23 protein-coding genes, 1 tRNA gene and 1 pseudogene are annotated in these 20,815 nt (G+C 71.2%); 18 read left to right on the forward strand and 7 right to left on the reverse strand.

Annotation, left to right across the window (positions count from 1 at the left end):
• Positions 1-41: 41 nt before the first annotated feature.
• From ACIBK4_RS39940 to ACIBK4_RS39965, 6 genes are all read left to right on the forward strand, one after another.
• On the forward strand, positions 42-2,237 hold the full coding sequence (locus tag ACIBK4_RS39940) for an ATP-binding protein (RefSeq protein WP_399003201.1): 2,196 nt from the start codon (positions 42-44) through the stop codon (positions 2,235-2,237).
• 77 nt (positions 2,238-2,314) lie between these two features.
• Positions 2,315-2,749 carry a roadblock/LC7 domain-containing protein gene (locus ACIBK4_RS39945; protein WP_366430094.1) on the forward strand — a complete coding sequence of 145 codons (435 nt, stop codon included), beginning with the start codon at positions 2,315-2,317 and terminating at the stop codon, positions 2,747-2,749.
• A gap of 2 nt (positions 2,750-2,751) precedes the next feature.
• On the forward strand, positions 2,752-3,123 hold the full coding sequence (locus ACIBK4_RS39950; protein WP_019062160.1) for a DUF742 domain-containing protein: 372 nt from the start codon (positions 2,752-2,754) through the stop codon (positions 3,121-3,123).
• Positions 3,101-3,718 carry an ATP/GTP-binding protein gene (locus ACIBK4_RS39955; RefSeq protein WP_033281764.1) on the forward strand — a complete coding sequence of 206 codons (618 nt, stop codon included), beginning with the start codon at positions 3,101-3,103 and terminating at the stop codon, positions 3,716-3,718. Before ACIBK4_RS39950 ends, ACIBK4_RS39955 begins: the two co-directional genes overlap by 23 nt.
• 60 nt (positions 3,719-3,778) lie before the next feature.
• Positions 3,779-4,354, forward strand: a complete 576-nt coding sequence (locus ACIBK4_RS39960; protein WP_033281765.1) for a GAF domain-containing protein — start codon at positions 3,779-3,781, stop codon at positions 4,352-4,354.
• 23 nt (positions 4,355-4,377) lie between these two features.
• A complete protein-coding gene (locus tag ACIBK4_RS39965) occupies positions 4,378-4,986 on the forward strand; it encodes a TetR/AcrR family transcriptional regulator (protein WP_399003204.1) in 609 nt (202 codons plus the stop codon).
• On the opposite strand, the gene ACIBK4_RS39970 is transcribed toward ACIBK4_RS39965, so the two are convergent.
• Both ACIBK4_RS39970 and ACIBK4_RS39975 read right to left on the reverse strand, forming a co-directional pair.
• Complete coding sequence (locus ACIBK4_RS39970; RefSeq protein ID WP_399003206.1) at positions 4,987-6,213, reverse strand: YbfB/YjiJ family MFS transporter; 1,227 nt, start codon at positions 6,211-6,213, stop codon at positions 4,987-4,989.
• Between the two features lie 30 nt (positions 6,214-6,243).
• Positions 6,244-6,537, reverse strand: a complete 294-nt coding sequence (locus ACIBK4_RS39975; protein WP_399003416.1) for a muconolactone Delta-isomerase family protein — start codon at positions 6,535-6,537, stop codon at positions 6,244-6,246.
• A 133-nt stretch (positions 6,538-6,670) separates the two neighbouring features.
• On the opposite strand from ACIBK4_RS39975, the gene ACIBK4_RS39980 reads away from it, so the two are divergent.
• The 10 genes and pseudogenes from ACIBK4_RS39980 to ACIBK4_RS40025 all read left to right on the forward strand — a co-directional run bounded on the left by ACIBK4_RS39980 (position 6,671) and on the right by ACIBK4_RS40025 (position 15,756).
• Positions 6,671-7,597, forward strand: coding sequence for a LysR family transcriptional regulator (locus tag ACIBK4_RS39980; protein ID WP_399003208.1), 927 nt, complete (start codon positions 6,671-6,673; stop codon positions 7,595-7,597).
• Positions 7,598-7,772: 175 nt separating this feature from the next.
• Entirely contained in the window at positions 7,773-8,486 is a 714-nt protein-coding gene (locus tag ACIBK4_RS39985; protein WP_399003210.1) for an SDR family NAD(P)-dependent oxidoreductase, read from the forward strand.
• Positions 8,487-8,501: 15 nt separating this feature from the next.
• The gene (locus ACIBK4_RS39990; RefSeq protein ID WP_399003211.1) at positions 8,502-8,870 is read left to right on the forward strand and encodes a YybH family protein; all 369 of its coding nucleotides are present in this window, start codon (positions 8,502-8,504) and stop codon (positions 8,868-8,870) included.
• 153 nt (positions 8,871-9,023) lie between these two features.
• The gene (tdh, locus tag ACIBK4_RS39995) at positions 9,024-10,052 is read left to right on the forward strand and encodes an L-threonine 3-dehydrogenase (RefSeq protein ID WP_399003213.1); all 1,029 of its coding nucleotides are present in this window, start codon (positions 9,024-9,026) and stop codon (positions 10,050-10,052) included.
• Between the two features lie 86 nt (positions 10,053-10,138).
• The gene (locus ACIBK4_RS40000; RefSeq protein ID WP_399003215.1) at positions 10,139-11,332 is read left to right on the forward strand and encodes a glycine C-acetyltransferase; all 1,194 of its coding nucleotides are present in this window, start codon (positions 10,139-10,141) and stop codon (positions 11,330-11,332) included.
• A gap of 153 nt (positions 11,333-11,485) precedes the next feature.
• Positions 11,486-12,388 (forward strand): LysR family transcriptional regulator, encoded by a 903-nt coding sequence (locus ACIBK4_RS40005; RefSeq protein WP_399003217.1) that lies wholly within the window; start codon positions 11,486-11,488, stop codon positions 12,386-12,388.
• A 35-nt stretch (positions 12,389-12,423) separates the two neighbouring features.
• Positions 12,424-13,008, forward strand: coding sequence for a helix-turn-helix domain-containing protein (locus tag ACIBK4_RS40010; RefSeq protein ID WP_399003219.1), 585 nt, complete (start codon positions 12,424-12,426; stop codon positions 13,006-13,008).
• Positions 13,009-13,022: 14 nt separating this feature from the next.
• A pseudogene (locus ACIBK4_RS40015) lies at positions 13,023-13,535 on the forward strand (GNAT family N-acetyltransferase); the annotation flags it as partial.
• Between the two features lie 162 nt (positions 13,536-13,697).
• On the forward strand, positions 13,698-14,063 hold the full coding sequence (locus ACIBK4_RS40020) for an MmcQ/YjbR family DNA-binding protein (RefSeq protein WP_399003221.1): 366 nt from the start codon (positions 13,698-13,700) through the stop codon (positions 14,061-14,063).
• Positions 14,064-14,448: 385 nt separating this feature from the next.
• Positions 14,449-15,756: an MFS transporter gene (locus ACIBK4_RS40025; RefSeq protein WP_399003223.1), complete on the forward strand. Its 1,308-nt coding sequence runs from the start codon at positions 14,449-14,451 to the stop codon at positions 15,754-15,756.
• Between the two features lie 50 nt (positions 15,757-15,806).
• On the opposite strand, the gene ACIBK4_RS40030 is transcribed toward ACIBK4_RS40025, so the two are convergent.
• Positions 15,807-16,736, reverse strand: coding sequence for a transketolase family protein (locus ACIBK4_RS40030; protein ID WP_399003225.1), 930 nt, complete (start codon positions 16,734-16,736; stop codon positions 15,807-15,809).
• Positions 16,737-16,788: 52 nt separating this feature from the next.
• Complete coding sequence (locus ACIBK4_RS40035; RefSeq protein ID WP_399003227.1) at positions 16,789-17,499, reverse strand: transketolase; 711 nt, start codon at positions 17,497-17,499, stop codon at positions 16,789-16,791.
• A gap of 198 nt (positions 17,500-17,697) precedes the next feature.
• Between ACIBK4_RS40035 and ACIBK4_RS40040 the strand changes: the two genes are divergently transcribed.
• Positions 17,698-17,771, forward strand: a tRNA-Pro gene (locus ACIBK4_RS40040).
• Between the two features lie 142 nt (positions 17,772-17,913).
• Here the strand turns inward: ACIBK4_RS40040 and ACIBK4_RS40045 are convergent.
• The 3 genes from ACIBK4_RS40045 to ACIBK4_RS40055 form a co-directional block, all read right to left on the reverse strand.
• A complete protein-coding gene (locus tag ACIBK4_RS40045) occupies positions 17,914-18,729 on the reverse strand; it encodes an SAM-dependent methyltransferase (protein ID WP_399003229.1) in 816 nt (271 codons plus the stop codon).
• Positions 18,730-18,791: 62 nt separating this feature from the next.
• Positions 18,792-19,028, reverse strand: coding sequence for a DUF397 domain-containing protein (locus ACIBK4_RS40050; RefSeq protein WP_033279182.1), 237 nt, complete (start codon positions 19,026-19,028; stop codon positions 18,792-18,794).
• Between the two features lies 1 nt (position 19,029).
• Positions 19,030-19,905 (reverse strand): helix-turn-helix domain-containing protein, encoded by an 876-nt coding sequence (locus ACIBK4_RS40055; protein WP_399003232.1) that lies wholly within the window; start codon positions 19,903-19,905, stop codon positions 19,030-19,032.
• Between the two features lie 327 nt (positions 19,906-20,232).
• Between ACIBK4_RS40055 and ACIBK4_RS40060 the strand changes: the two genes are divergently transcribed.
• Positions 20,233-20,757, forward strand: coding sequence for an ATP-binding protein (locus ACIBK4_RS40060; RefSeq protein WP_399003234.1), 525 nt, complete (start codon positions 20,233-20,235; stop codon positions 20,755-20,757).
• The last annotated feature ends 58 nt before the right edge of the window (positions 20,758-20,815 follow it).

Raw genomic sequence — 20,815 nt, forward strand, 5'->3', positions numbered from 1 at the left:
GCGCGAACGAACCGGCCCGACGCACCAGTACGAGGACGCCGATGTCTCAACTCCGTGCACCGGCCGCACGCGCAGACCGCCGTGAAGGCGGCCGGCACGGGCGACCGGCCGCCCGACCCGTGCCCGCACTGCCCGAGACGCACATACGCCCCCAGCTCCTGCGTCTCGCCGTGCTGCCGCCCATCGCGGTCGCGCTGAGCGCCAGCGCGGCCGTCCTGTTCACCGTCCGCTCCACCGGAGCGCGGACCAGCCTCACCCTCTGGGGCGTGCTCGCCGGAGCCACCTCGGTGACGCTCGCGGGCATCCTGATCGCCGCCGTCGCCGCGGGCCGCGCCGCGAGTTCCGTCAGCGACCGCATTGGCGCCCTGCGCCGCAGCAGCGCACGCGGCGAGGCCGATCTGCGCGACCTGGTCGAGGCGCTGCGCCGCGGCGAGGGCCCGCCCGCACGCAAGCCGCGCGCCAAGCCCCCGGGGGACGCCGACGACTTCGACCTGCTCGCCGCCGACCTGGCACACGCGCACGACGGCGCCGTCACCGCCGTCGTCGCGGCGTCCCAGCTCTCCAGCCAGGCGGGCAGTGAACAGAAGGTCGAGGTCTTCGTCAACCTCGCCCGGCGCCTGCAGTCCCTCGTGCACCGGGAGATCTCCATCCTCGACGAGCTGGAGAACGAGATCGAGGACCCCGACCTGCTCAAGGGCCTCTTCCACGTCGACCACCTCGCCACCCGCATCCGCCGCCACGCCGAGAATCTCGCCGTCCTCGGCGGCGCCGTCTCCCGCAGACAGTGGAGCAACCCGGTCTCCATGACCGAGGTCCTGCGCTCCGCCATCGCCGAGGTCGAGCAGTACTCCCGCGTCAAACTCGTGCCGCCGATCGACGGCACCCTGCGCGGCCACGCCGTCGCCGACGTGATCCACCTGCTGGCCGAACTCGTCGAGAACGCCACGGTGTTCTCCGCCCCGCACACCCAAGTGCTGCTCCGCGTCAACCTCGTCACCTCGGGCCTCGCCGTCGAGGTCGAGGACCGCGGACTCGGCATGCCCGCCGGCGAACAGAGCCGGATGAACGCCCTGCTCACCGACCCCGACCAGGTCAACGTCGCCAGCCTCCTCGCCGACGGCCGCATCGGCCTGTTCGTGGTCTCCCAACTGGCCCGCCGCCACGGCATCCACGTCCGCCTGCAGACCAACATCTACGGCGGGATGCAGGCCGTACTCGTCGTGCCACAGGCCCTGTTGGGCTCGGCGCCGGGCGCCCACGGGGCCGTAGGACAGCCGCAGGACACCTTGGGCGGGGGGCAACCGCTCGTGCCGCCGCAGCAGGCTCCGCAGGGGCGGGGTGGGAGCGAGGGGGGGCAACTCGCCGTAGGACAGGGGGCGTCGGGGCGGCACCAGCGCGGGGCGGGGGCGCCGGGGCGGCATCAACGGCGGGACTCCGCAGCGCCCGTCGCGAACGGCAGTGGGCCGGTGCCGCTGCCCGTGCGGGGTGCCCATGCGGAGCGGGCCAACCCCTTGGAGGCGGTGCCCGGGATCAGGGCCGACGAACGGGGGACCGTGGCGGAGAACGTGACCGGACCGCCCGTGCCGCGCGGCGGAGCGGTGCGCGGCACCATGGGCAAGCCGCCCCAACTGCCCCGGCGCCGCGCCCAGGAGCACATCGCACCCCAGCTCCGCGACGGCCCCGCTCCCCGCCAGGACTCCGAGGACCCCGCAGGCCACGACCCGGGTCTGATGGCGGCCTTCCAACGGGGGATCGGCCTCGCGGAGGCGCAGCAGCACATGGAGGCGGCCGAAGCCGCGGCGCCGGCGGATGGCGCCGAGGCCGCGTCACCGCACCTGGAGTCGGATCACACCGAGGCGGCCCCCACGGGGTTCGTGTCCACCGGTGAGGTCTACACCGGCGAGGTCCACACGGGCGGGGCTTACCTGAGCGGGGCCGACACCAACGGCGTCCACACCGGCGGTCTCTACGTGAACGCCCTCCACGCGGAACCGTCCGCACCGGAACCGTCCCCCGTAGAGCCGTCTTCCCTGGAGCAACCGCATGTCTCGGCAACGCACATGGGCTCCGGCTACATGGACACCGCACTGCACCGCTACACCGCTCAGCCCACGGCACCGGACACCACCCTCGCCCCCCGCCTGGACGCGGCGCCCATATCCGAGGCGCACGCGCATGTGCCCGGTCATGACCACGACCTCACCGCCCGGCACGACGGGAGCGCATCAGCCGGATGACCACGCACGCCCCCACCCCCACTGTCACCCCCACCAGCGCTCCCGCAGACCTTCGTACCCCAAGGAGTCGATCCACCATGGCGAGCGATGCGCCGACCGGCCAGGTATCCGATCTCGACTGGCTGATGAGCGGCCTCGTGCAGCGCGTGCCGCACACCACCAGCGCGGTCCTGCTCTCCTGCGACGGGCTTGTGAAGTCGGTTCACGGGCTCGACCCCGACAGCGCCGACCACATGGCGGCCCTGGCCTCCGGGCTGTACTCCCTCGGCCGGAGCGCGGGCGTCCGCTTCGGTGACGGTGGAGACGTCCGGCAGGTCGTCGTCGAACTCGACTCGACGCTGCTCTTCGTCACCACGGCCGGATCCGGCACCTGTCTCGCCGTACTCGCGGGCCGCGAGGCGGACGCGGCCGTCCTCGGCTACGAGATGGCGATGCTGGTCAAGAGCGTCCGCCCCTACCTCGTGACCGCGCCCCGGCAGCATGCCGTCGATTCCCCTGCGATGAGGCCTTGAGCGTGGCGACGGCCGGCGACGGGCCTTGGTTGGACGACGCGGCCGGACGTCTTGTGCGCCCCTTCACGGTCAGCAACGGCCGGACCCGGCCCTCCGTCGCGCTCGACCTCCTGTCGCAGGTGATGGCCACCGGAGCCACCCCCCTCGGCTACCTCGGACCCGAACACGCGCAGGCACTCGACCTGTGCCGCGCTCCCGTCTCGGTCGCCGAGGTCGCCGCCCACCTGAAGCTGCCGGCGGTGGTCACCAAGGTGCTGCTGTCGGACCTCGTCGACTGCGGGGCGCTGACCACCAAGCCACCCGAGTTCCACCACAACCCCACTGACCGGTCTCTTCTGGAGGCAGTGCTCGATGGACTACGACGACAGCTCTGACTACGAGAGCGGCCACGACCCCTTCCCCACCGCCCTGAAGATCCTGGTGGCGGGCGGCTTCGGCGTCGGCAAGACGACCTTCGTCGGCGCGGTGAGCGAGATCGCGCCGCTCAGCACGGAGGAGCTGCTCACCACGGTCAGTGCCGCGACCGACGATCTCGAAGGCATCGAGAACAAGGTCGAGACGACCGTGGCGATGGACTTCGGCCGGATCACCCTCGACCCGGAACACGTGCTCTATCTGTTCGGTACGCCCGGACAGGAGCGGTTCTGGTTCATGTGGGACGAGCTGTCCGAGGGCGCGCTCGGCGCGGTGATCCTCGCCGACACACGACGGCTGGAGGAGTGCTTCGCGGCCGTCGACTTCTTCGAGCAGCGCGGCCTCGGCTTCATCGTCGCGATCAACGAATTCGACGGCTCCTACCGCTACGACCCCGAGGAGGTGCGTGCCGCCATCGATCTCGACCCCGGGATCCCGGTCGTCCGCTGCGACGCCCGGATCTCCAGTTCCGGCGTCCAGACCCTGCTGACCCTCGTCCGCCACCTCATCGCCCACGCCCCGGCGCACGCGCCGAGCCACGGTGCCCACATGTGATTCCCGCACACCGCCACGGAGTTCCTCTATGCCATACGTCCACCTGGACGGAGTTCGCCCATGAGCTACGACCCGCCGCGTCCGGCCGGTCGGCTGCTGCTCACGCCCGAGGACAAGGAGGCCCCTCAACGGCGGCGCCGGCTACGCGGGTTGGGCCTGGGGTCGCACCCCGACCCGGCGCTCGACGCCTTCGCGGACCATCTCGCCGACCTGACCGGCGCGCCGTACGCCATGGTCAACTTCATCGACGAGAACCGGCAGTTCTTCGCCGGCCTGCACACTCCGGGCGGGGTCGGACTGCCCCGGCCCGTCACGGGAGGGGAGCACGCCAAGCCCGAGGTGGGACGGCAGTTGGCGCGTGATTATGGGTTCTGCCCCCATGTGGTGGTCAGACGTAAGGCGTTGGTGTTGGAGGACGTCTGCGACTATCCGCGGTTCGCGGGCAATCCGGTCGTCGACGAGTTCGGGATCCGTTCGTATCTGGGGGCGCCGCTGATCGACTCCACGGGGATGGTGCTGGGCACGGTGTGTGTCGTCGACACGGAGCCCCGGCCGTGGGGGAAGCCGGGCCTGGAGACGATCAAGTCGACGGCGGCGGAGCTGGTGGCCCGCCTCGAACTGCTCGGCGGGGGATAGCCGACCGGTCGTATAGTTGTCGTATGGGTAGGACCAGTGACGCAGGAGAGAAGATCCTCGCCGCCGGGCGGTCGCTCTTCGAGGCGCGCGGCTACTCGGCGCTGGGCGTGGCCGAGATCTGCAAGGCGGCCGGGGTGCCGAAGGGCAGCTTCTACTACTTCTACGCCTCGAAGGAGGCCCTCGCGCTGGCCGTCGTCGACGAACACTGGGCGGACCAGCGGCGGGAGTGGACACGCATCCTGAGCGGAGGCGGCGGCAACCCTCAACCCCTGGACCGGCTACGGCAGTTGTTCGAGGAGACGGAGGCCGGGCAGCACGCCGTGCAGCAGGGCTGCGGCACCGTGCTGGGCTGTCTGTTCGGCAACCTCAGCCTGGAGATGAGCAACCAGACCGAGGCCGTTCGCGCGCGGCTCCAGGAGATCTTCGACGCCCAGGTCGAGATGGTCGCCGGGGTCATCGGCGAGGCCCGCGACCGGGGGCAGGTCACCGTCAACGACCCCCGGGAGGCGGCGCGTTCCGTCGTCGCACAGCTGGAGGGCCAGGTGCTGTTCGCGAAGCTCTACAACAACACCGGGCGCATGAGCCCCCTTTGGGCCAACTGCCTGGCCCTGCTCGGGGCCCGTACCGCCTGATCAACGACCGGCGGTCCGTACGTCCCGGGCGGGCGCGGAGAGTCGTAGCGCCACCGCTCGACGGCGCGGGAAGCCGGTCCGCAGGACGGCGGCCGTGATGGCCGCGGCGAGGACCACCGCGGCGGCCAGGAGGAGGGCCGGGCGGTAGCCGTCGTGCAGGAGCGGGGCCACGGCGAGGGGGCCGAGGATCTGGCCGACGGAGTAGCCGGCGGTCAACAGGGCGACGGAGCGCGGGAATTGCAGCTCCGCCCCGGTTGCCAGGGCCAGCGTGCTGACCCCGATGAAGGTCGCGCCGAACAGCACCGCCGAGACCAGGGCCGCCGCCACCCCGCCGACCAGCGCGGGCAGCGCGATGCCGACCGCCTGGATCACCAGCGCCACGCAGAGCAGCCCGGGCCGCGACCAACGGCGCCCGAGCCGCGCCCAGAGGGCGGAGGACGGTACGGCGGCCAGGCCCACGAGCACCCATGCGCCGCTGCCGATCCAGCCCGGGGAGCTCTGCCCGATCGCGGCGACCAGGAAGGTCCCGGCGACGATGTAACCGACGCCCTCCAGGGTGTAGCTGACGAACAGCGCGCCGAACCAAGGGTCAACCACCTTGTCGGGGGCGCCGGTTGAGGGTGCGGGCGGGATCTCGGGCCGTAGATTCCACGCGGCCGCCGCGAGTGCTGCGGCGAGCGCGGCCGAGGACCACCACGCGACCTGCCAGTCCGCGACGGAGCGCAGGGCGAGGACCAGCAGGCCGGAGAGCGCGATGCCCGCGCCCACGCCGCCGAAGCCCCAACCGGGCAGGTGCGGAGGGTGGTTGCGCAGGTGACCGAGGAGCGAGTTGACGGCGACCACGAAGATCAGCGCGCTTGCCAGCCCTGCCAGCAGGCGGAGGGCGATCCATGCCGTCGTGCTGTGGGTGGCGGGCATCGCGGCCAGCGTGCCGATCAGCAGGGCGAGGGAGGCGCGCAGGACCGCGCGGGAGCGGACCAGGGCGGGGAGGAGGGTGCCCGCTAGGGCGCCGAGGAGGTAGCCGACGTAGTTGGCGGTGGCCAGGTGGGCGCCCGCTGCGATGGAGAGTCCCGCCTGCGTGTGCATCAGCGGGAGGATCGGGGTGTAGACGAAGCGGCCGACGCCCATGCCCGCCGCGAGGGCGGCGGCGACCCGCACGACGTGGGTCCAGGGGGACGGGAGGGAGCCCTCCGCCCGGGGTGCGGGGACCGGGGCGTAGGGGCTCATGGGGGTGAAATCCCTTGCGGGCAGGGTGAGTTACTCCGCATGGCCCGGGTCGTTCGGGTGCGGTTCCAGCGGGGTGACGGCGAAGGTCATCCACGCGTGCAGGGGCAGCGTGCCGAGCACCTTCGCGTGGAGTTCCTCCTCGTCGGCGGCGCGCCAGACGCCGATGCTGCGCAGCTCGCCGACCGGGCGCCACAGTCGGCCCAGATGGCCGGTCGCGGCCAGTTCGCGGGAGCGGACGGCCTCGGCGGCGCGGCGCCGGTCGACCTCCTCCTGGGGGGCGCCCTCGGGGATCGTGGTGGTGATCTCGACCAGGAACTCTCGCAGCATGATCTCGCTCCGTTCGGGCCCGCACGGCGGGGTGCCGGGTCTCTGTGCCTTCATCGTGGCCCGTGACCGGCCCGCGCGCCACGACAGGCTCGCTCCCTGCTGAGAGGCCCGGCCTCCCAGCCCGCGTAGCATGACGGACGTGGAGCTGCGCCAACTGAGGTACTTCGTCGCCGTCGCCGAGGAGCTGAACTTCGGCCGGGCCGCCGACCGCCTCCTGATCGCCGGTCCCTCCCTCTCCCAGCAGATCAAGGCCCTCGAACGCGACCTGGGCGTACGGCTCTTCGACCGCGACCGCCGCTCGGTCTCCCTCACCCCGGCCGGGGCCGCCCTGCTCCCGCACACCCGGGCCCTGCTGGAACGCGCCGACGACCTCCAACGCCGGGCCGGCCGGCTCGCGGGCTCGGAGGCGGTCCGGCTCGGTTACGTCAACTGGCTTCCCGCCGACCTGACTTCGCGCACCGCCGGGGTCGCCCAGGTGCATGTCGACGCGTGGGTCGCGCCCTCGCACACGCAGGCGGCCCGGGTCGCGGACGGCAGCCTGGACCTCGCGGTGTGCTGGGTACGGGACGAGGACCTGAAGCGGCACGGGCTGCGGGCCCGGCTGCTCGGCGCGGACCGGCTGTACGCGGTGTCCCCGGGCACCGACACCGGTGACGTGTGGGCCCGGGACACCACCGTGCTCCTCGACGACGACACCAATTCCTGGTCGTCGTGGAATGTCTACGCCGAGCAGCTCGCGCAGGACACCGGGGCGCAGGTCGTGCCCATCTCCGACGGTGGGATCACCGGCCCGGCGTTCTTCGACCACGTCCGCCGCAGCCGCCGCCCGGTCGTCAACTCGCCCAAGGGGCAGACCACTTCACTCCCGTCCGACCTGGTGCGCCGCGAGATCGTCGGGCCGAGCGTCCACTGGACCTGGTCGCTGGTGTGGCGCGAGGGCGAGACGCGGACCGGGGTGCTCGCGGCCGTGGACGCGCTCTGCGAAGGCGTCGGGGTCGGCGACCTCGGGCTCCACGCTTCCGATGCCTGGCTGCCCGAGGGCGACCCGCACCGCTGACGTGCACTGGGAGGACAGGCCTCCCAGCAGCGAGGATTCCGGTCCTGGGAAAACCCTGTCTGACCTTTGCTTTCCCCGCTCCCGGACGCATACCTTCACGAATAGGCGACCGGTCGGCTAGTAGAAATCGACCGGGACCGCCTCATCCACTGCTTCCACTTCGGAGAAGGTCGTCATGAGCTCTCAGACCCAGAAGGTCGCGATCGTCACCGGTGCCTCGCAGGGCATCGGAGCCGGCGTCGTCGAGGCCTACCGCAAGCTCGGTTACGCCGTCGTCGCCACCTCGCGCACCATCGCCCCGGCCGACGACGCGGACGTGCTGACCGTCCAGGGCGACATCGCGGACCCGGCGACCGCCGAGCGGGTCGTCGCCGCCGCGATCGAGCGGTTCGGCCGCGTCGACACGCTGGTCAACAACGCGGGCGTGTTCGTCGCCAAGCCGTTCACCGACTACACGGACGACGACTACGCGACCGTGCTCGGCATCAACCTGACCGGGTTCTTCCGGATCACCCAACTGGCCATCGGGCACATGCTCGCCCAGGGCGGCGGCCACATCGTCAACGTCACCACCAGCCTGGTCGACAACGCCGACGCCCGCGTCCCCTCCGCCCTGGCCTCGCTGACCAAGGGCGGGCTGCAGTCCGCGACCAAGTCCCTCGCCATCGAGTACGCCACGCGCGGCATCCGCGCCAACGCCGTGTCGCCGGGCACCATCCGCACCCCGATGCACCCGGAGGAGACCCACGCGGGCCTCGCCGCGCTGCACCCGGTGGGCCGGATGGGCGAGGTGAGCGACATCGTCGACGCCGTGGTGTTCTTGGAGAACGCCCCCTTCGTCACCGGCGAGATCCTGCATGTCGACGGCGGTATGAGCGCCGGTCACTGAGAAAGGTCGACGGAGATGAACAGCTCGAACGACGACGAACTCGTCCTGCGCGGTGTCCTGGACCCCTGGAAGGCGGCCGTGGACGCGCATGAACCGGAGGAGGTGGCCCGGCTCTTCACCGAGGACGCGATCTTCCAGGGGCTGCACCCCTACAGCGTCGGCCGGCAGGGAATCGCCGAGTACTACGACTCCCAACCCCTGGGAATGAAGGCCGAGTTCGAGATCGTCGAGACCCGGCGATACGCCGAGGACCTCGTACTCGGTTATCTGGACACGGAGTTCACGTTCACGGACCGGTCGCCGGTCGACGTGAAGCTCGCGGTGCTGGTGAAGCGCGGAGCGGAGGGATGGTCCATCGCCCACTACCAGGTGTCACGGCTCTGACAGCTGTGAAGCAAAGCTGCGGCACGGCTTAAGAAAACCTCGATGGACCCGGGCGCCCCGGTGGGGCAGATTGCTAGCGGAATCCACCCCACCCCCGGAACGGGCTCGTTCGGCGTGCCCGCGCCCGGGACCTCACCCTCAGGAGCCGTTGCGTTGAAGGCGCTGGTCAAGGACAAGGCGGAGCCCGGGCTGTGGCTCGCGGACGTGCCGGAGCCCGCCGTCGGAACCGGCGACGTACTGATCAAGGTCCTGCGGACCGGGATCTGCGGCACCGATCTGCACATCCGGAACTGGGACGGCTGGGCGCGGCAGACGATCCGTACGCCGCTGGTGCTCGGCCACGAGTTCGTGGGTGAGGTCGTGGAGACGGGCCGGGACGTCGCCGACATCGCCGTCGGTGAACTGGTCAGCGGCGAGGGCCACTTGGTGTGCGGCAAGTGCCGCAACTGTCTCGCCGGGCGCCGTCACCTGTGCCGGGCCACGGTCGGGCTCGGCGTCGGACGGGACGGGGCGTTCGCGGAGTACGTCGCGTTGCCGGCCGCCAATGTGTGGGTGCACCGCGTCCCCGTCGACCTCGATGTCGCCGCGATCTTCGACCCGTTCGGCAACGCCGTGCACACCGCGTTGTCCTTCCCGCTCGTCGGCGAGGACGTGTTGATCACCGGTGCGGGCCCCATTGGCTTGATGGCGGCGGCAGTTGCCCGGCACGCCGGTGCGCGGAACGTCGTAGTGACCGATGTGAGCGAGGAACGGCTCGCCCTGGCCCGCAAGATCGGCGTGAGTCTGGCGTTGAACGTGACGGAGGCTCAGATCGCCGACGGTCAGCGGGAGTTGGGACTCCGTGAGGGCTTCGACATCGGCCTGGAGATGTCAGGGCGCCCCGAGGCCATGCGCGACATGATCGCCAACATGACGCACGGCGGCCGTATCGCCATGCTGGGCCTGCCCGCCGAGGAGTTCCCGGTCGACTGGTCCCGCGTCGTCACCTCGATGCTCACCATCAAGGGCATCTACGGCCGTGAGATGTTCGAGACGTGGTACGCGATGTCGGTCCTGTTGGAGGGCGGTCTGGACCTCGCGCCGGTGATCACCGGCCGGTACGGGCACCGTGACTTCGAGGCGGCGTTCGCGGACGCGGCGAGCGGCAAGGGCGGCAAGGTCATCCTGGACTGGACCGTGTAATTCCCTGCCGGCCCCTGCCGGCCCGCGTATCTCCCTGCTGAGCCGCGTAACTCCCTTTCGGCGAAGGAACTTTAGGAGCTTTCCCCATGTTCGACTCCGTGCGCGACGACCTCCGCACCACCCTCGACGAGATCCGCGCCGCCGGGCTCCACAAGCCCGAGCGCGTGATCGGCTCGCCGCAGTCCGCGACGGTGAACGTCACCGCGGGCGGCCGTCCCGGCGAGGTCCTCAACTTCTGCGCCAACAACTACCTCGGCCTCGCCGACCACCCCGAGGTCGTCGCCGCGGCCCACGCCGCCCTCGACCGATGGGGCTACGGCATGGCGTCCGTACGCTTCATCTGCGGCACGCAGGAGGTCCACAAGGAGCTGGAGGCACGCCTCTCCACGTTCCTCGGCCAGGAGGACACGATCCTCTACTCCTCCTGCTTCGACGCCAACGGCGGTGTCTTCGAAACCCTGTTGGGCCCGGAGGACGCGGTCATCTCCGACGCCCTCAACCACGCCTCGATCATCGACGGCATCCGTCTCTCCAAGGCCCGCCGGCTGCGGTACGCGAACCGTGACATGGCCGATCTGGAAGGGCAGTTGAAGGAGGCGTCGGGTGCGCGCAGGAAGCTGATCGTCACCGACGGCGTCTTCTCCATGGACGGTTACGTCGCCCCGCTGCGCGACATCTGCGACCTCGCCGACCGTTACGGCGCGATGGTCATGGTCGACGACTCCCATGCCGTCGGTTTCGTCGGCCCCGGCGGCCGGGGCACCCCCGAACTGCACGGCGTCATGGACCGCGTCGACATCATCACCGGCACGCTCGGCAAGGCCCTGGGCGGCGCCTCCGGCGGTTACGTCGCCGCCCGCGCGGAGATCGTGGCGCTCCTTCGCCAGCGCTCCCGACCGTACCTGTTCTCGAACACCCTGGCTCCGGTGATCGCCGCGGCCTCCCTCAAGGTGCTCGACCTGCTGGAGTCCGCGGACGACCTGCGGGTCCAACTCGCCGAGAACACCGCCTTGTTCCGCCGCCGGATGACCGAGGAGGGCTTCGACATCCTTCCCGGTGACCATGCGATCGCCCCCGTGATGATCGGCGACGCGGCGGTGGCCGGACGGATGGCGGAGCTGCTGCTGGAGCGGGGCGTGTACGTGATCGGCTTCTCGTATCCGGTGGTGCCGCAGGGTGCGGCCCGGATTCGGGTCCAGCTGTCCGCCGCGCACTCTACGGAGGATGTGGATCGGGCGGTGGAGGCGTTTGTCGCTGCGCGGGCTGAGCTGGAGGGGTGAGGGGCGGTTGATGGTGAGGGCGGAGCCGGTGGGCCGAACTGGAGGGCCTGATTCGGTCGACCCGGACCCGGCCTCGGCCCCTAGACCCCGCCCCGCACCCAAGACCGCCCCGCGTTCGTCCGCACCCTCGGACATATTGCGATAATCGGTCCCATGATCGAAGCGCGGCGGCTCCATATTCTCCGTGCGGTGGCCGACCACCGCACCGTGACGGCGGCGGCCGCCGCGTTGTATCTCACGCCGTCGGCGGTCTCGCAGCAGTTGGCCGCGCTGGAGCAGGAGACCGGGCATCGGCTGGTCGAGCGGGGTGCGAAGGGGGTACGGCTGACGCCGGCCGGTGAGATCCTGCTCAGCCATACCAATGTGGTCCTGGCCCAGCTGGAGCGGGCCGAGGCGGAGCTCGCCGCGTACGGTTCGGGCGCGGCCGGCACGGTCACCGTCGCCGCGTTCGCGACCGGTATCGCACAGGTCGTAGCACCCGCGGTGACCCGTCTCTCACGCCTCGCGCCCGGTATCCGTATCCGCGTCCAGGACGCCGAGGGCGACGCCAGCCTGCCGATGGTGCTGGACCGGCAGGTGGACGTCGCGGTCGCCGTCGAGTATCGCGGGGCGCCGCCCGCCGACGACCCGCGTCTGATCCATGTCCCGCTCTACGCCGAGCCGTTCGACGCGGTCGTCCCGGTCACCCACCGCCTCGCCGACGCCGACGAGGTCCCCCTCGCCGACCTGGCCAAGGACCCCTGGATCGGCCCCTACCCCGGCAACCCCTGCCACGAGGTCGTCGTCCTGGCCTGCGAGAACGCGGGTTTCCAGCCCCGTCTGGAACACTCCTCCGACGACTTCCGCGCCGTGGTCGCCCTCGCCTCGGCCGACGCGGGCGTGGCCCTCGTCCCGCGCTCGGCCCTGCGCGGCATGGACCTGACGGGCGTCGTGGTCCGCCCCGTCGACGGAGTGGCCCCGACCCGCCGCGTCTTCGCCGCCGTCCGACGCGGCACGGAGGAACACCCGCTGATCCGTCCGGTCCTGGACGCCCTGGAAGAAGTGGCCCGGACGTAACCTCGTCGTCTCATATTCGGGATACCGTCCCGGATGTGAGATCAGAAGAAACAGTGGCGACCCTCGACCCGGTGGACGTCCGACTCGGCGTCCGGCTCGCCGAGCTGCGTGCCCAACACGGCTGGTCCCTGGGGGAGTTGGCGGAGCGGAGCGGGGTGAGCCGTTCGACCCTGTCCCGTGCCGAACGCGCCGAGATCAGCCCCACCGCCTCCCTCCTCAACCGCCTGTGCGGCGTCTACGGCCGCACCATGTCCCAGCTCCTCAGCGAGGTGGAGGCCGAGCCCGCCCTCCTGGTCCGCGCCGCCGAGCAACCGGTGTGGGAGGACCGCACCTCCGGTTTCGTACGACGATCCGTGTCGCCCCCGCACACCGGCCTGCGCGGCGAACTCGTCGAGGGCCGGCTCCGCGCGGGCGCCGACCTCGCCTACGACCGGCCGCCCGTGCCCGGCCTGGAACAGCACATCTGGGTCCTGGAGGGCGCCCTCGACGTGACGGCCCAGGACGTCGAGCACCATCTCGACGCCGGTGACTGTCTGCGGTTGCGGGTGTGGGGGCCGACGCGGTTCCGGTGCGCGGGTCCTGACGACGTGCGTTACGTCTTGGCGGTGGTGTTGCCGTGAACACGGATGTGACGGTGACTGTGCGGGTCCTGGACGTGCCTCAACTGCTCGCCGCCGTCGATGAGTTGGCCGACCTGCTGACCGACACCGTGGACGACGGCGCCTCGATCGGCTTCCTCGCACCGCTCGGCCGGGCCGCGGCCGTCGACTGGTGGCGGGAGCGTGCCGACGGTGTCGCCGCCGGGCAGCTCGCCGTGTGGGCGGCGCTGAGCGGCGACCGGGTCGTCGGCACGGTGAGCCTGGCCTTCCCCGACAAACCCAACAGCCGCCACCGCGCCGAACTGGTCAAGCTGATGGTCCACCGGGAGGCCAGGGGGCAGGGCCTCGGCCGTCGGCTCCTCACCGTCGCCGAGGACGCGGCCGTCGCCGCCGGCATCACCCTCCTCCACCTCGACACCGAGACCGACAGTCCCGCCGAGCACCTGTACCGCTCGACCGGCTGGACCCGGGCCGGCGTGATCCCGGACTACGCGGCGAGCCCGGCCGGAGTGCTGCGGCCTACGACGCTCTACTACAAGCGCGTGGGGGAGGGCGGCGGGGCAGCGGGTGCCGGTGCGAGTGCGAGTACGGGGGTGAGCGTGGGCGTGGGCGTGGGGGCGGGGGCGGATGTGAGGACGGGCGGCGAGGCGGACTTGGGGGCAGGCACTCCCACCAGGTGATTGTCAGTGGCAGCCGCTATCTTGCGAGTCATGCCGGATGCTGAAGACGTACGCCGTATCGCCCTCTCCCTCCCGGACACGACGGAGAAGGTCGCCTGGAACATGCCCACGTTCCGGGTCGCCGGGAAGATGTTCGTCACCGTGCCCGAGGAGGAGACCTCCATCGCGGTGCGCTGCCCCAAGGAGGAGCGCGACGAACTGGTCCTGGCCGAACCGGAGAAGTTCTGGATCGCCGACCACGAGGCGGGCTTCGCCTGGGTCCGGGCCCGCCTCGCCGCGCTGGACAGCGAGGAGGAGCTCCGTGACATCCTCGCCGACTCCTGGCGCCAGGCGGCCCCGCCCCGACTCCTCGACACCTACCCCGAGTTGGGCCTCCCGGCCGGGTCCGGGGACTGAAATTCCCTCGGGCGTTGTCAGTGGTGCGTGGCATCATCCGACAGCGGGAGTGGGAGCCGGGACGGAGGGGGATCCGGCTCCCACAGCAACGATTTCGAGTGGGATGTCATGAACACCGGCGGGGCGCTTCGGGGGCGGCGGTCGGAGGAGGGAGCGGAGGGGGATGACTACCGGGATGCCGTCGGATCCGGCGCGGGAGGGGACCGGGCGCGGGGCGGAGTTGGAGCCGGTCGGGTCGGAGTCGGTCGGATCCACACCGGTGGGATCGAAATCGGTCGGATCGAAATCGGGATCGGCCGGGGCGGTCGGCGGAGCCGAGGGTGACGGCGATGACATCGTTGCCGGAGAAGTGGCCCGAGGAGGTGCCGGCGCGGTTGCGAGGCCGGTGAAGCGTGGCCGTGGGGGTGGCGAACGGCCCGTCTGGTCACGGGACTTCGCGCTGTTCTTCGTGGCCCGCGCCGTCGCCCGCCTCGGCGACACCATGCTGCCGGTCGCCCTCGCCGCCGGTCTCCTGGAACACGGGTACGGCGCGGGCGCGGTCGGCCTCGCCATGGCCTCAACGGCCGCCGCGTTCGCGGGTCTTGTCGTCTTCGGCGGCGTGATCGCGGACCGGTTCAGCACCCGCAAACTGATGATCGGCGCCGACCTGGTGCGCCTGGGCACCCAGTCCCTCGCCGCCGCACTCTTCTTCACCGGCCATGTCGTGCTCTGGGAGATCTGCGCGATCGGCTTCGTCAACGGCGTTGCCGGCGCGGTGTTCCAGCCCGGCGTGGCGAGCACGGTGCCGAGACTCGCCTCCGACATCCAGGGCGCGAACGGCGCGATACGCATCGCCGAGTCCGCCGCCCAACTCGCGGGCCCGGCCGTCGCGGGTCTCCTCGTCGGATTCACCTCGCCCGGCGGCGTGTTCGCGGCCCACGCCGCCACCTACGCGGTCAGCGCCCTCTGCCTCCTGCTGCTCCGGCTGCCCCCGCTCGCGCCCGGCAGCCGCGAACCCGGGCACGGCTCGGGCGCCTTCAAGGCCGATCTGGTCGAGGGCTGGCGGGAGTTCAGAGCACGCACCTGGCTCTGGGGAGTCATCGCCGTCTGGTGCCTCTACATGATCGCCGTCTGGGGCCCGACCGTCCCCCTCGTGGCGACCCAGGTCGTACAACAGCACGGCCCGCGCGCCTACGGCCTGATCAACTCCGCCCTCGGCGCGGGCACCGTCCTGGGCGGACTCCTCGCCCTGCGGCTGCGCCCCCGCCGTATGCTCCGGGCCGGGGCGATCGCCCTCTTCGCCTTCGCCGGTTTCCCGGCGACGGTCGGGGCGGGGCTCGGCGTACCGGCCATGGCGGCCGGCGCCGCCGTCGCCGGGGTGGGGATGTCCTTCTGGGGCGTGATGTGGGCGACCACCGTCCAGACCCAGGTCCCCCCGGACGTCCTCAACCGCATCCACGCGTACGACGTGGCGGGCTCCCTCGCGATGATGCCCGTCGGCCAGGCTCTGGCGGGCCCCGCCGCCGCGGCACTCGGCACCGACCAGGTGCTCCTCGTCTCGGCCGCGACGAGCTTCATGGTGCCGACCGCTCTGCTCCTGGTACCGGCCATACGCGGGTTGATACGCGCCGACGCGATACCGGCGGCCCTGAGTACCCCGGGTGCTCCGAGCGACGCGGCGATACGTGAACGGGCCTGCCCGCAGGAGAGTTGACGGCGACTACTACGGCTGCCGGTGTCGGGCGTTGTCGTAGGCCCGGGCCCTCAGCCCTGCACCGCCACCCGGCCGTCGCCTGCTCCTCGTACAAAGCCGCCGATCCGTTCGCGCAGCGTCCGCGCGTCGAGGCCGTGGGCGGCCAGGTGCTCGGCGATGGTGCCGTAGCGCCGGAGTTCGGCGCATCCGACGCCCAGGCCGAGCACACGGTGGGGGACGTCGGCGAGCGCGTCATTCGCGGCCGTTGTCGAGGTGCCCGCCAGATACGGCTCGACGAGGACGACGTCCGTCCCGGCCTGCCGTGTGGCGGCGCGCAGCGCGTCCGCGTCGAAGGGGCGGACGGTCGTGGCGTACAGGACGGTGACGTCGAGGCCCTCCGTCGCGGCGAGTACGGTGTCGAGCATCGGCCCGACGGCGACGACCACACCGGAGCGGCCCTCTCGGACGGTGAGGAAGCGCGCGCCGTCGACCGGGAGTGCCTCGGCGTTCGCCTGGACGGACAGCCGTACGTAGACCTTGTCGTCGCCCGCGGCGACCGCGTGCCGTAGCAGGGTCTCGGCCTCGTCCGGGTGGCCCGGGACGTGCACGGTCCAGCCGTCCAGGGTGTCGAGGAGGGCCACATCGCCCGGAGCCATGTGCGTGAACCCGCCGGCGGGCCAGTCGAAGGAGGCCGCGGCGCTCACCAGGACCGCGCCGACGTCCTGGTGCCCGAGGTCCAACTTGACCTGCTCGAAGGGCCGCTCGACGAGGAAGCTCGCGAAGGTGTGCACAACCGGCCGCATCCCGGTCAGGGCGAGTCCCGCGCCCGCTCCGATGAGGAGCTGCTCGCGGATGCCGACGTTGATCACCCGCTCTGGATGCCGGAGTTGGGCGTCCGCGAAGCCGTCCTTGCCGATCTCGGCGAGGACGACCGCGACCCGCGGGTCCTCGTCGAGCAGCCGGGAGACGACCGGGGCGAAACGGTCACGCATGGTGTCCATGGAGAGCCTTTCTCGGTGTGATGGTGATGGTGACGGTGATGGGGAGGGGCGATCAGGCGGACTTCGGCTCCACCCGGGCCACGACCACATGCGGTCGGCCGGGGTGCGGCGCGGTGAACGCGGCGTACAGCGCTTCGTGGTCACGGCCGTCGACCGTCACCGCGGACCAGCCCGCGGCCTCGAAGCGGGCGGCGATACCGCCGGGCCGGGCGTGGCTCGCGGAGGAGTTGTCGATGACGACGGTGTGCAGGCGTTCCAGTCCGGCGGGCCCGGCGAAGGCGATGGCCTCGTGGTTGCTGCCCTCGTCCAGCTCGGCGTCCCCGACCAGCACCCAGACGCGCGGCTCGGTACGCCCCTGGGCGCGCAGCCCCAGTGCCGTCCCGACGGCGATCGGCAGCCCGTGCCCCAGCGACCCGCTGCCGATCTCGGCGCCGGGCACCAGGACCCGGTCGGGATGGTGGCCGAGCGGCGAGTCGTAGGAGCCGAAGTCGGGGAGCCACTCCACCGGTACGAATCCCTTGGCGGCCAGCACGGCGTAGTACGCCATCGGCCCGTGCCCCTTGGACAGCAGGAACCGGTCCCGCTCCGGGTCGTCCAGCCGCTCCGGGGTGACCCTCAGCACCCGGTCGTAGAGGACCCACAGCGCGTCCAGCGTCGAGGTCGCCGCCGGACCGTGCTTCTCGTCGCCGGTCATCACCCCCATGAGCTGGGGCAGGTCGTCGTGCGTGTACGGGCGGCTGTGTCGCGTGGTTGTCGTCGTCATGCGGACGATCGTGCAACCTCAACCAAACTTCAGGTCAAGCGGCACGGGCGGAGCCGTCCGGAAGCCCAGCGGGCCGAGGGCTGAGCCGGCCGAGGGCCGAGCCCTGGCCCCGAATAAAGGCGTGCGCGATCACCGACGTGAGTGCGGTATTGTTTCCATGCGCGTTCAACCAGGGGAAACCCCAGGTCAGACGGGCAGCGGGACGTGGCGCAGCTTGGTAGCGCACTTGACTGGGGGTCAAGGGGTCGCAGGTTCAAATCCTGTCGTCCCGACTCGACAGAGTCGCAGATGAGGGGCGGTTCCGGAGGAATCCGGAACCGCCCCTCGATCGTTTCCGGGGACCGGTCGGCCTTGAGCATGTGGCTTCCCCGTGTGCCGGGGCCGGCTGTGCGGCCGGTCCCGGCACCGGGACGGTCACGGCTTGCGCGCGACCGCTCCGTACATCGCGATGTCCTCGTCGCGGATGTTCTGCTCGCCCGTGCCGTCCGGATGCCACTTGTGGACCTGGACGATGCCGGGTTCGACCAGCTCAAGACCGTCGAAGAACTCGTGGGCCTCGTCGATGGTGCGCAGCCGCATCGGCATGTCGCGGGCCGCGTACTCGCGGGCGACGCGGCCCACCTCCTGCGGCGCGAACTCGGCGGTGCCGATCGACATCGCGAGGTAACTGCCGGAGGGGAGCGGCTCGAGCAGGCGCCGTACGACGCCCACCGCGTCGTCCGCGTCGAGCATGAAGTGCACGATGGCGATCACCGTCAGCGCCACCGGCCGGGAGAGGTCCAGGGTCTCGCGCAGCTCCGGCGCGTCGAGGATCGTGGCCGGGTCACGGAAGTCGGCCTCGATGTACGACGTCCTGCCCTCGGCCGTGCTGGAGAGCAGACCCTGGGAGAGGGTGAGGACGATGGGGTCGTTGTCGACGTAGACCACCCGTGACTCGGGAGCCACCTGCTGGGCGATCTCGTGCAGGTTCGGGGAGGTGGGGATGCCGGTGCCGACGTCCAGGAACTGGCGTACGCCCGCTTCCTCGGCGAGCCAGCGCACGGCCCGGTTCATCCAGTCCCGGTTGGCGACCATGTGGATCGGGAGCGCGGGCCACTCCCGGGACATGGCGTCGCCCGCCTCCTTGTCGGCGGGGTAGTAGTCCTTCCCGCCCATGATGTAGTCGTAGATCCGCGCGGAGTGCGCGTGCTCGGTGTCGATGCGGTCGGCCGGCCATCCGTTGTCGGGCAACGCCGTGTCTCCCATGCGAGTCGTGGAGTTTCGGGATCAACGCTCAGTAAAACAAGGGGTGTTCAGAGGAGGAAGTCGGCGTCCCCCGCCTTCACGCCCGTGACGAAGCTCGTCATTTCGCGGGGGGTGAAAACCAGCGCCGGGCCGTCGGGGTCGGTCGACTGACGTACGGCGACGCGTCCGTCGGCGAGCTTCTTCACTTCCACGCAGGCGCCCCCCGCGTCGTCGCTCCACGGCTTGGTCCAGCCGCGTGCGCCCAGGTTCCGGGACGGTATGCCGTTGCGTATGGGGTGGTGCACGTCAGAGCTCCTTGCGAATCGCACCGAGGAGGGCCTCGGTCTTGCGGGCGGGTGCCGCCTGGGCACCCAGCCGGTCCAGGGCCTCGCGATACACCACGACGTCGTCGCCCTTGTCCAGATAGACAGCGCCCACCAGGCCGTTGAGATAGACGACGTCGGGCAGTTCGGCCGCCCGGAACCGGAAGAGGTGGAACGCACCGGCTCGCATGGCCGGGTGCGGGCCGTTGGCGAACGGCATGATCTGCAGCGTCACATGGGGCAGCCGGTTGACCTCGATCAAGTGGTCGACCTGGGCGCGCATCACCGCGGCACCCCCGACCGGCCACCGCAGCACCGTCTCGTCCATCACGACCCACACGCGCGGCGGCGCCTCGCGGGTCAGCAGTTCCTGGCGGCGCATGCGCAGGGCGACCCGGCGCTCCGTGGCCTCGGTGGGGGCGTGCGGGTTGCCCGCGCCGAGCAGGGCCCGTGCGTACTCCTCGGTCTGCAGCAGCCCGTGGACGAACTCGTTCTCGTAGGCGCGTACTTGGAGCGCCGCCTGCTCCAGGCTCAGATACGCGGCGAACCAGTCCGGCATGACGTCGCGGTACGTGTGCCACCAGCCGCGCTTGCTGGCCTCGCGGACCGACTTCAGGAAGGTGTCGATCTCCTGACGGTCCGTCACCCCATAGACCTGCAGCAGCTTTTCCGCGTCCGCCAGGCGCAGCCGGGCCACCTTGGCGGCCTCCATCCGGCGGATCGTGGAGTGGCTGACCCCGATGGCGTCGCCCGCCTGCTCGTACGTGAGTCCCGCCCGCGTCCGCAGTTCCTCCAGCTGGCGGCCGAGGATCATGCGCAGGACGGAGGGGACTCCGCCCCAGTCGGTCTCTGCGGTCACGGTCTACCTCCCTTGCGCCTCCAGCTCCGGGCGGCAGTCTGGCAGGGTTTCGCTCTTCGCCGACTCTTTCGATCACTTCCTGGCGGAAGCAGCATGCACTTCGCGAGATGCAATTTTCAACTTGCCGGTTGCGATGGGTTGTTGGCAGGTGTCACAGTAAGCACGTCGTCACAGCTCGTCGAAGAGCGAGACGGCGCAGCCCAGTTGGGGGAAAAGGGTTGCGACCTGCGTCGGCCCGGCCGGGTCGCCATCCGCGCCTCGTGCGCGGCCGGCCGGTGCGACACCGGCACCGCCCAGGGTGCGAAGGCACACGAAAGGCGTACGGCGATGGTTCCGCCCTCTTTCCCCCAGCCGTTGGACCGACCTCCCGGAGGCGGGCGTCCTGGCCGACTCCCTGGGCCCCGAGGCCCCGGCCGGCTCGTCTCCGGGAACCAACTCTCGCGCCACAGCCATCTGTTCGGCCTGCCGGCGACCCCGGCGTCAGTCGGTCTGGCGCGCAGAACCGTCGAGGAACTGCTCATCGCGTGGGGCGTCCGCGAAGTCGTCCTGGACAACGCTGTCGTCGTGACCTCCGAACTCGTCACCAACGCGCTCACCCACTCCGCGAGTGACTGGATCGTCTGTGAGGTGCGGATCACCGACGGATCCGTCCGGATCGAGGTCGAGGACCAGAACCGCGGTCCCACGCTCCCGGTACCCGGTCGGCCCGGCCCCGACGACCAGGGCGGGCGCGGTCTCCTGCTCGTCACGGAGCTCAGCAGCGACTGGGGAACGGCGGACGTCCCGCACCGGTCCGGTCGCATCGTCTGGGCCGAACTGGCCATGGACGCCGACGAACCCGCCCCGCCCTGACGCCCGCCTGGCCGGCCCCGGCTCCCCGCCCGGCCCAACCCCCACTCGGCCGAAGGGT

It is taken from the genome of Streptomyces sp. NPDC050528, from assembly GCF_044457795.1.
GTDB lineage: Bacteria > Actinomycetota > Actinomycetes > Streptomycetales > Streptomycetaceae > Streptomyces.

What these genes read in the sequence shown, in the direction of transcription:
- ACIBK4_RS40000 (WP_399003215.1), top strand. Translation starts at nt 10,139, where the DNA reads ATGTTCGACTCCGTGCGCGACGACCTCCGCACCACCCTCGACGAGATC.
- ACIBK4_RS40060 (WP_399003234.1), top strand. Translation starts at nt 20,233, where the DNA reads ATGGTTCCGCCCTCTTTCCCCCAGCCGTTGGACCGACCTCCCGGAGGC.
- ACIBK4_RS39980 (WP_399003208.1), top strand. Translation starts at nt 6,671, where the DNA reads ATGACGGACGTGGAGCTGCGCCAACTGAGGTACTTCGTCGCCGTCGCC.
- ACIBK4_RS39955 (WP_033281764.1), top strand. Translation starts at nt 3,101, where the DNA reads ATGGACTACGACGACAGCTCTGACTACGAGAGCGGCCACGACCCCTTC.
- ACIBK4_RS40030 (WP_399003225.1), bottom strand. Translation starts at nt 16,736, where the DNA reads ATGGACACCATGCGTGACCGTTTCGCCCCGGTCGTCTCCCGGCTGCTC.
- ACIBK4_RS39990 (WP_399003211.1), top strand. Translation starts at nt 8,502, where the DNA reads ATGAACAGCTCGAACGACGACGAACTCGTCCTGCGCGGTGTCCTGGAC.
- ACIBK4_RS39965 (WP_399003204.1), top strand. Translation starts at nt 4,378, where the DNA reads ATGGGTAGGACCAGTGACGCAGGAGAGAAGATCCTCGCCGCCGGGCGG.
- ACIBK4_RS40035 (WP_399003227.1), bottom strand. Translation starts at nt 17,499, where the DNA reads ATGACGACGACAACCACGCGACACAGCCGCCCGTACACGCACGACGAC.
- ACIBK4_RS39970 (WP_399003206.1), bottom strand. Translation starts at nt 6,213, where the DNA reads ATGAGCCCCTACGCCCCGGTCCCCGCACCCCGGGCGGAGGGCTCCCTC.
- ACIBK4_RS39985 (WP_399003210.1), top strand. Translation starts at nt 7,773, where the DNA reads ATGAGCTCTCAGACCCAGAAGGTCGCGATCGTCACCGGTGCCTCGCAG.
- ACIBK4_RS40005 (WP_399003217.1), top strand. Translation starts at nt 11,486, where the DNA reads ATGATCGAAGCGCGGCGGCTCCATATTCTCCGTGCGGTGGCCGACCAC.
- ACIBK4_RS39960 (WP_033281765.1), top strand. Translation starts at nt 3,779, where the DNA reads ATGAGCTACGACCCGCCGCGTCCGGCCGGTCGGCTGCTGCTCACGCCC.
- ACIBK4_RS39945 (WP_366430094.1), top strand. Translation starts at nt 2,315, where the DNA reads ATGGCGAGCGATGCGCCGACCGGCCAGGTATCCGATCTCGACTGGCTG.
- ACIBK4_RS40020 (WP_399003221.1), top strand. Translation starts at nt 13,698, where the DNA reads ATGCCGGATGCTGAAGACGTACGCCGTATCGCCCTCTCCCTCCCGGAC.
- ACIBK4_RS39940 (WP_399003201.1), top strand. Translation starts at nt 42, where the DNA reads ATGTCTCAACTCCGTGCACCGGCCGCACGCGCAGACCGCCGTGAAGGC.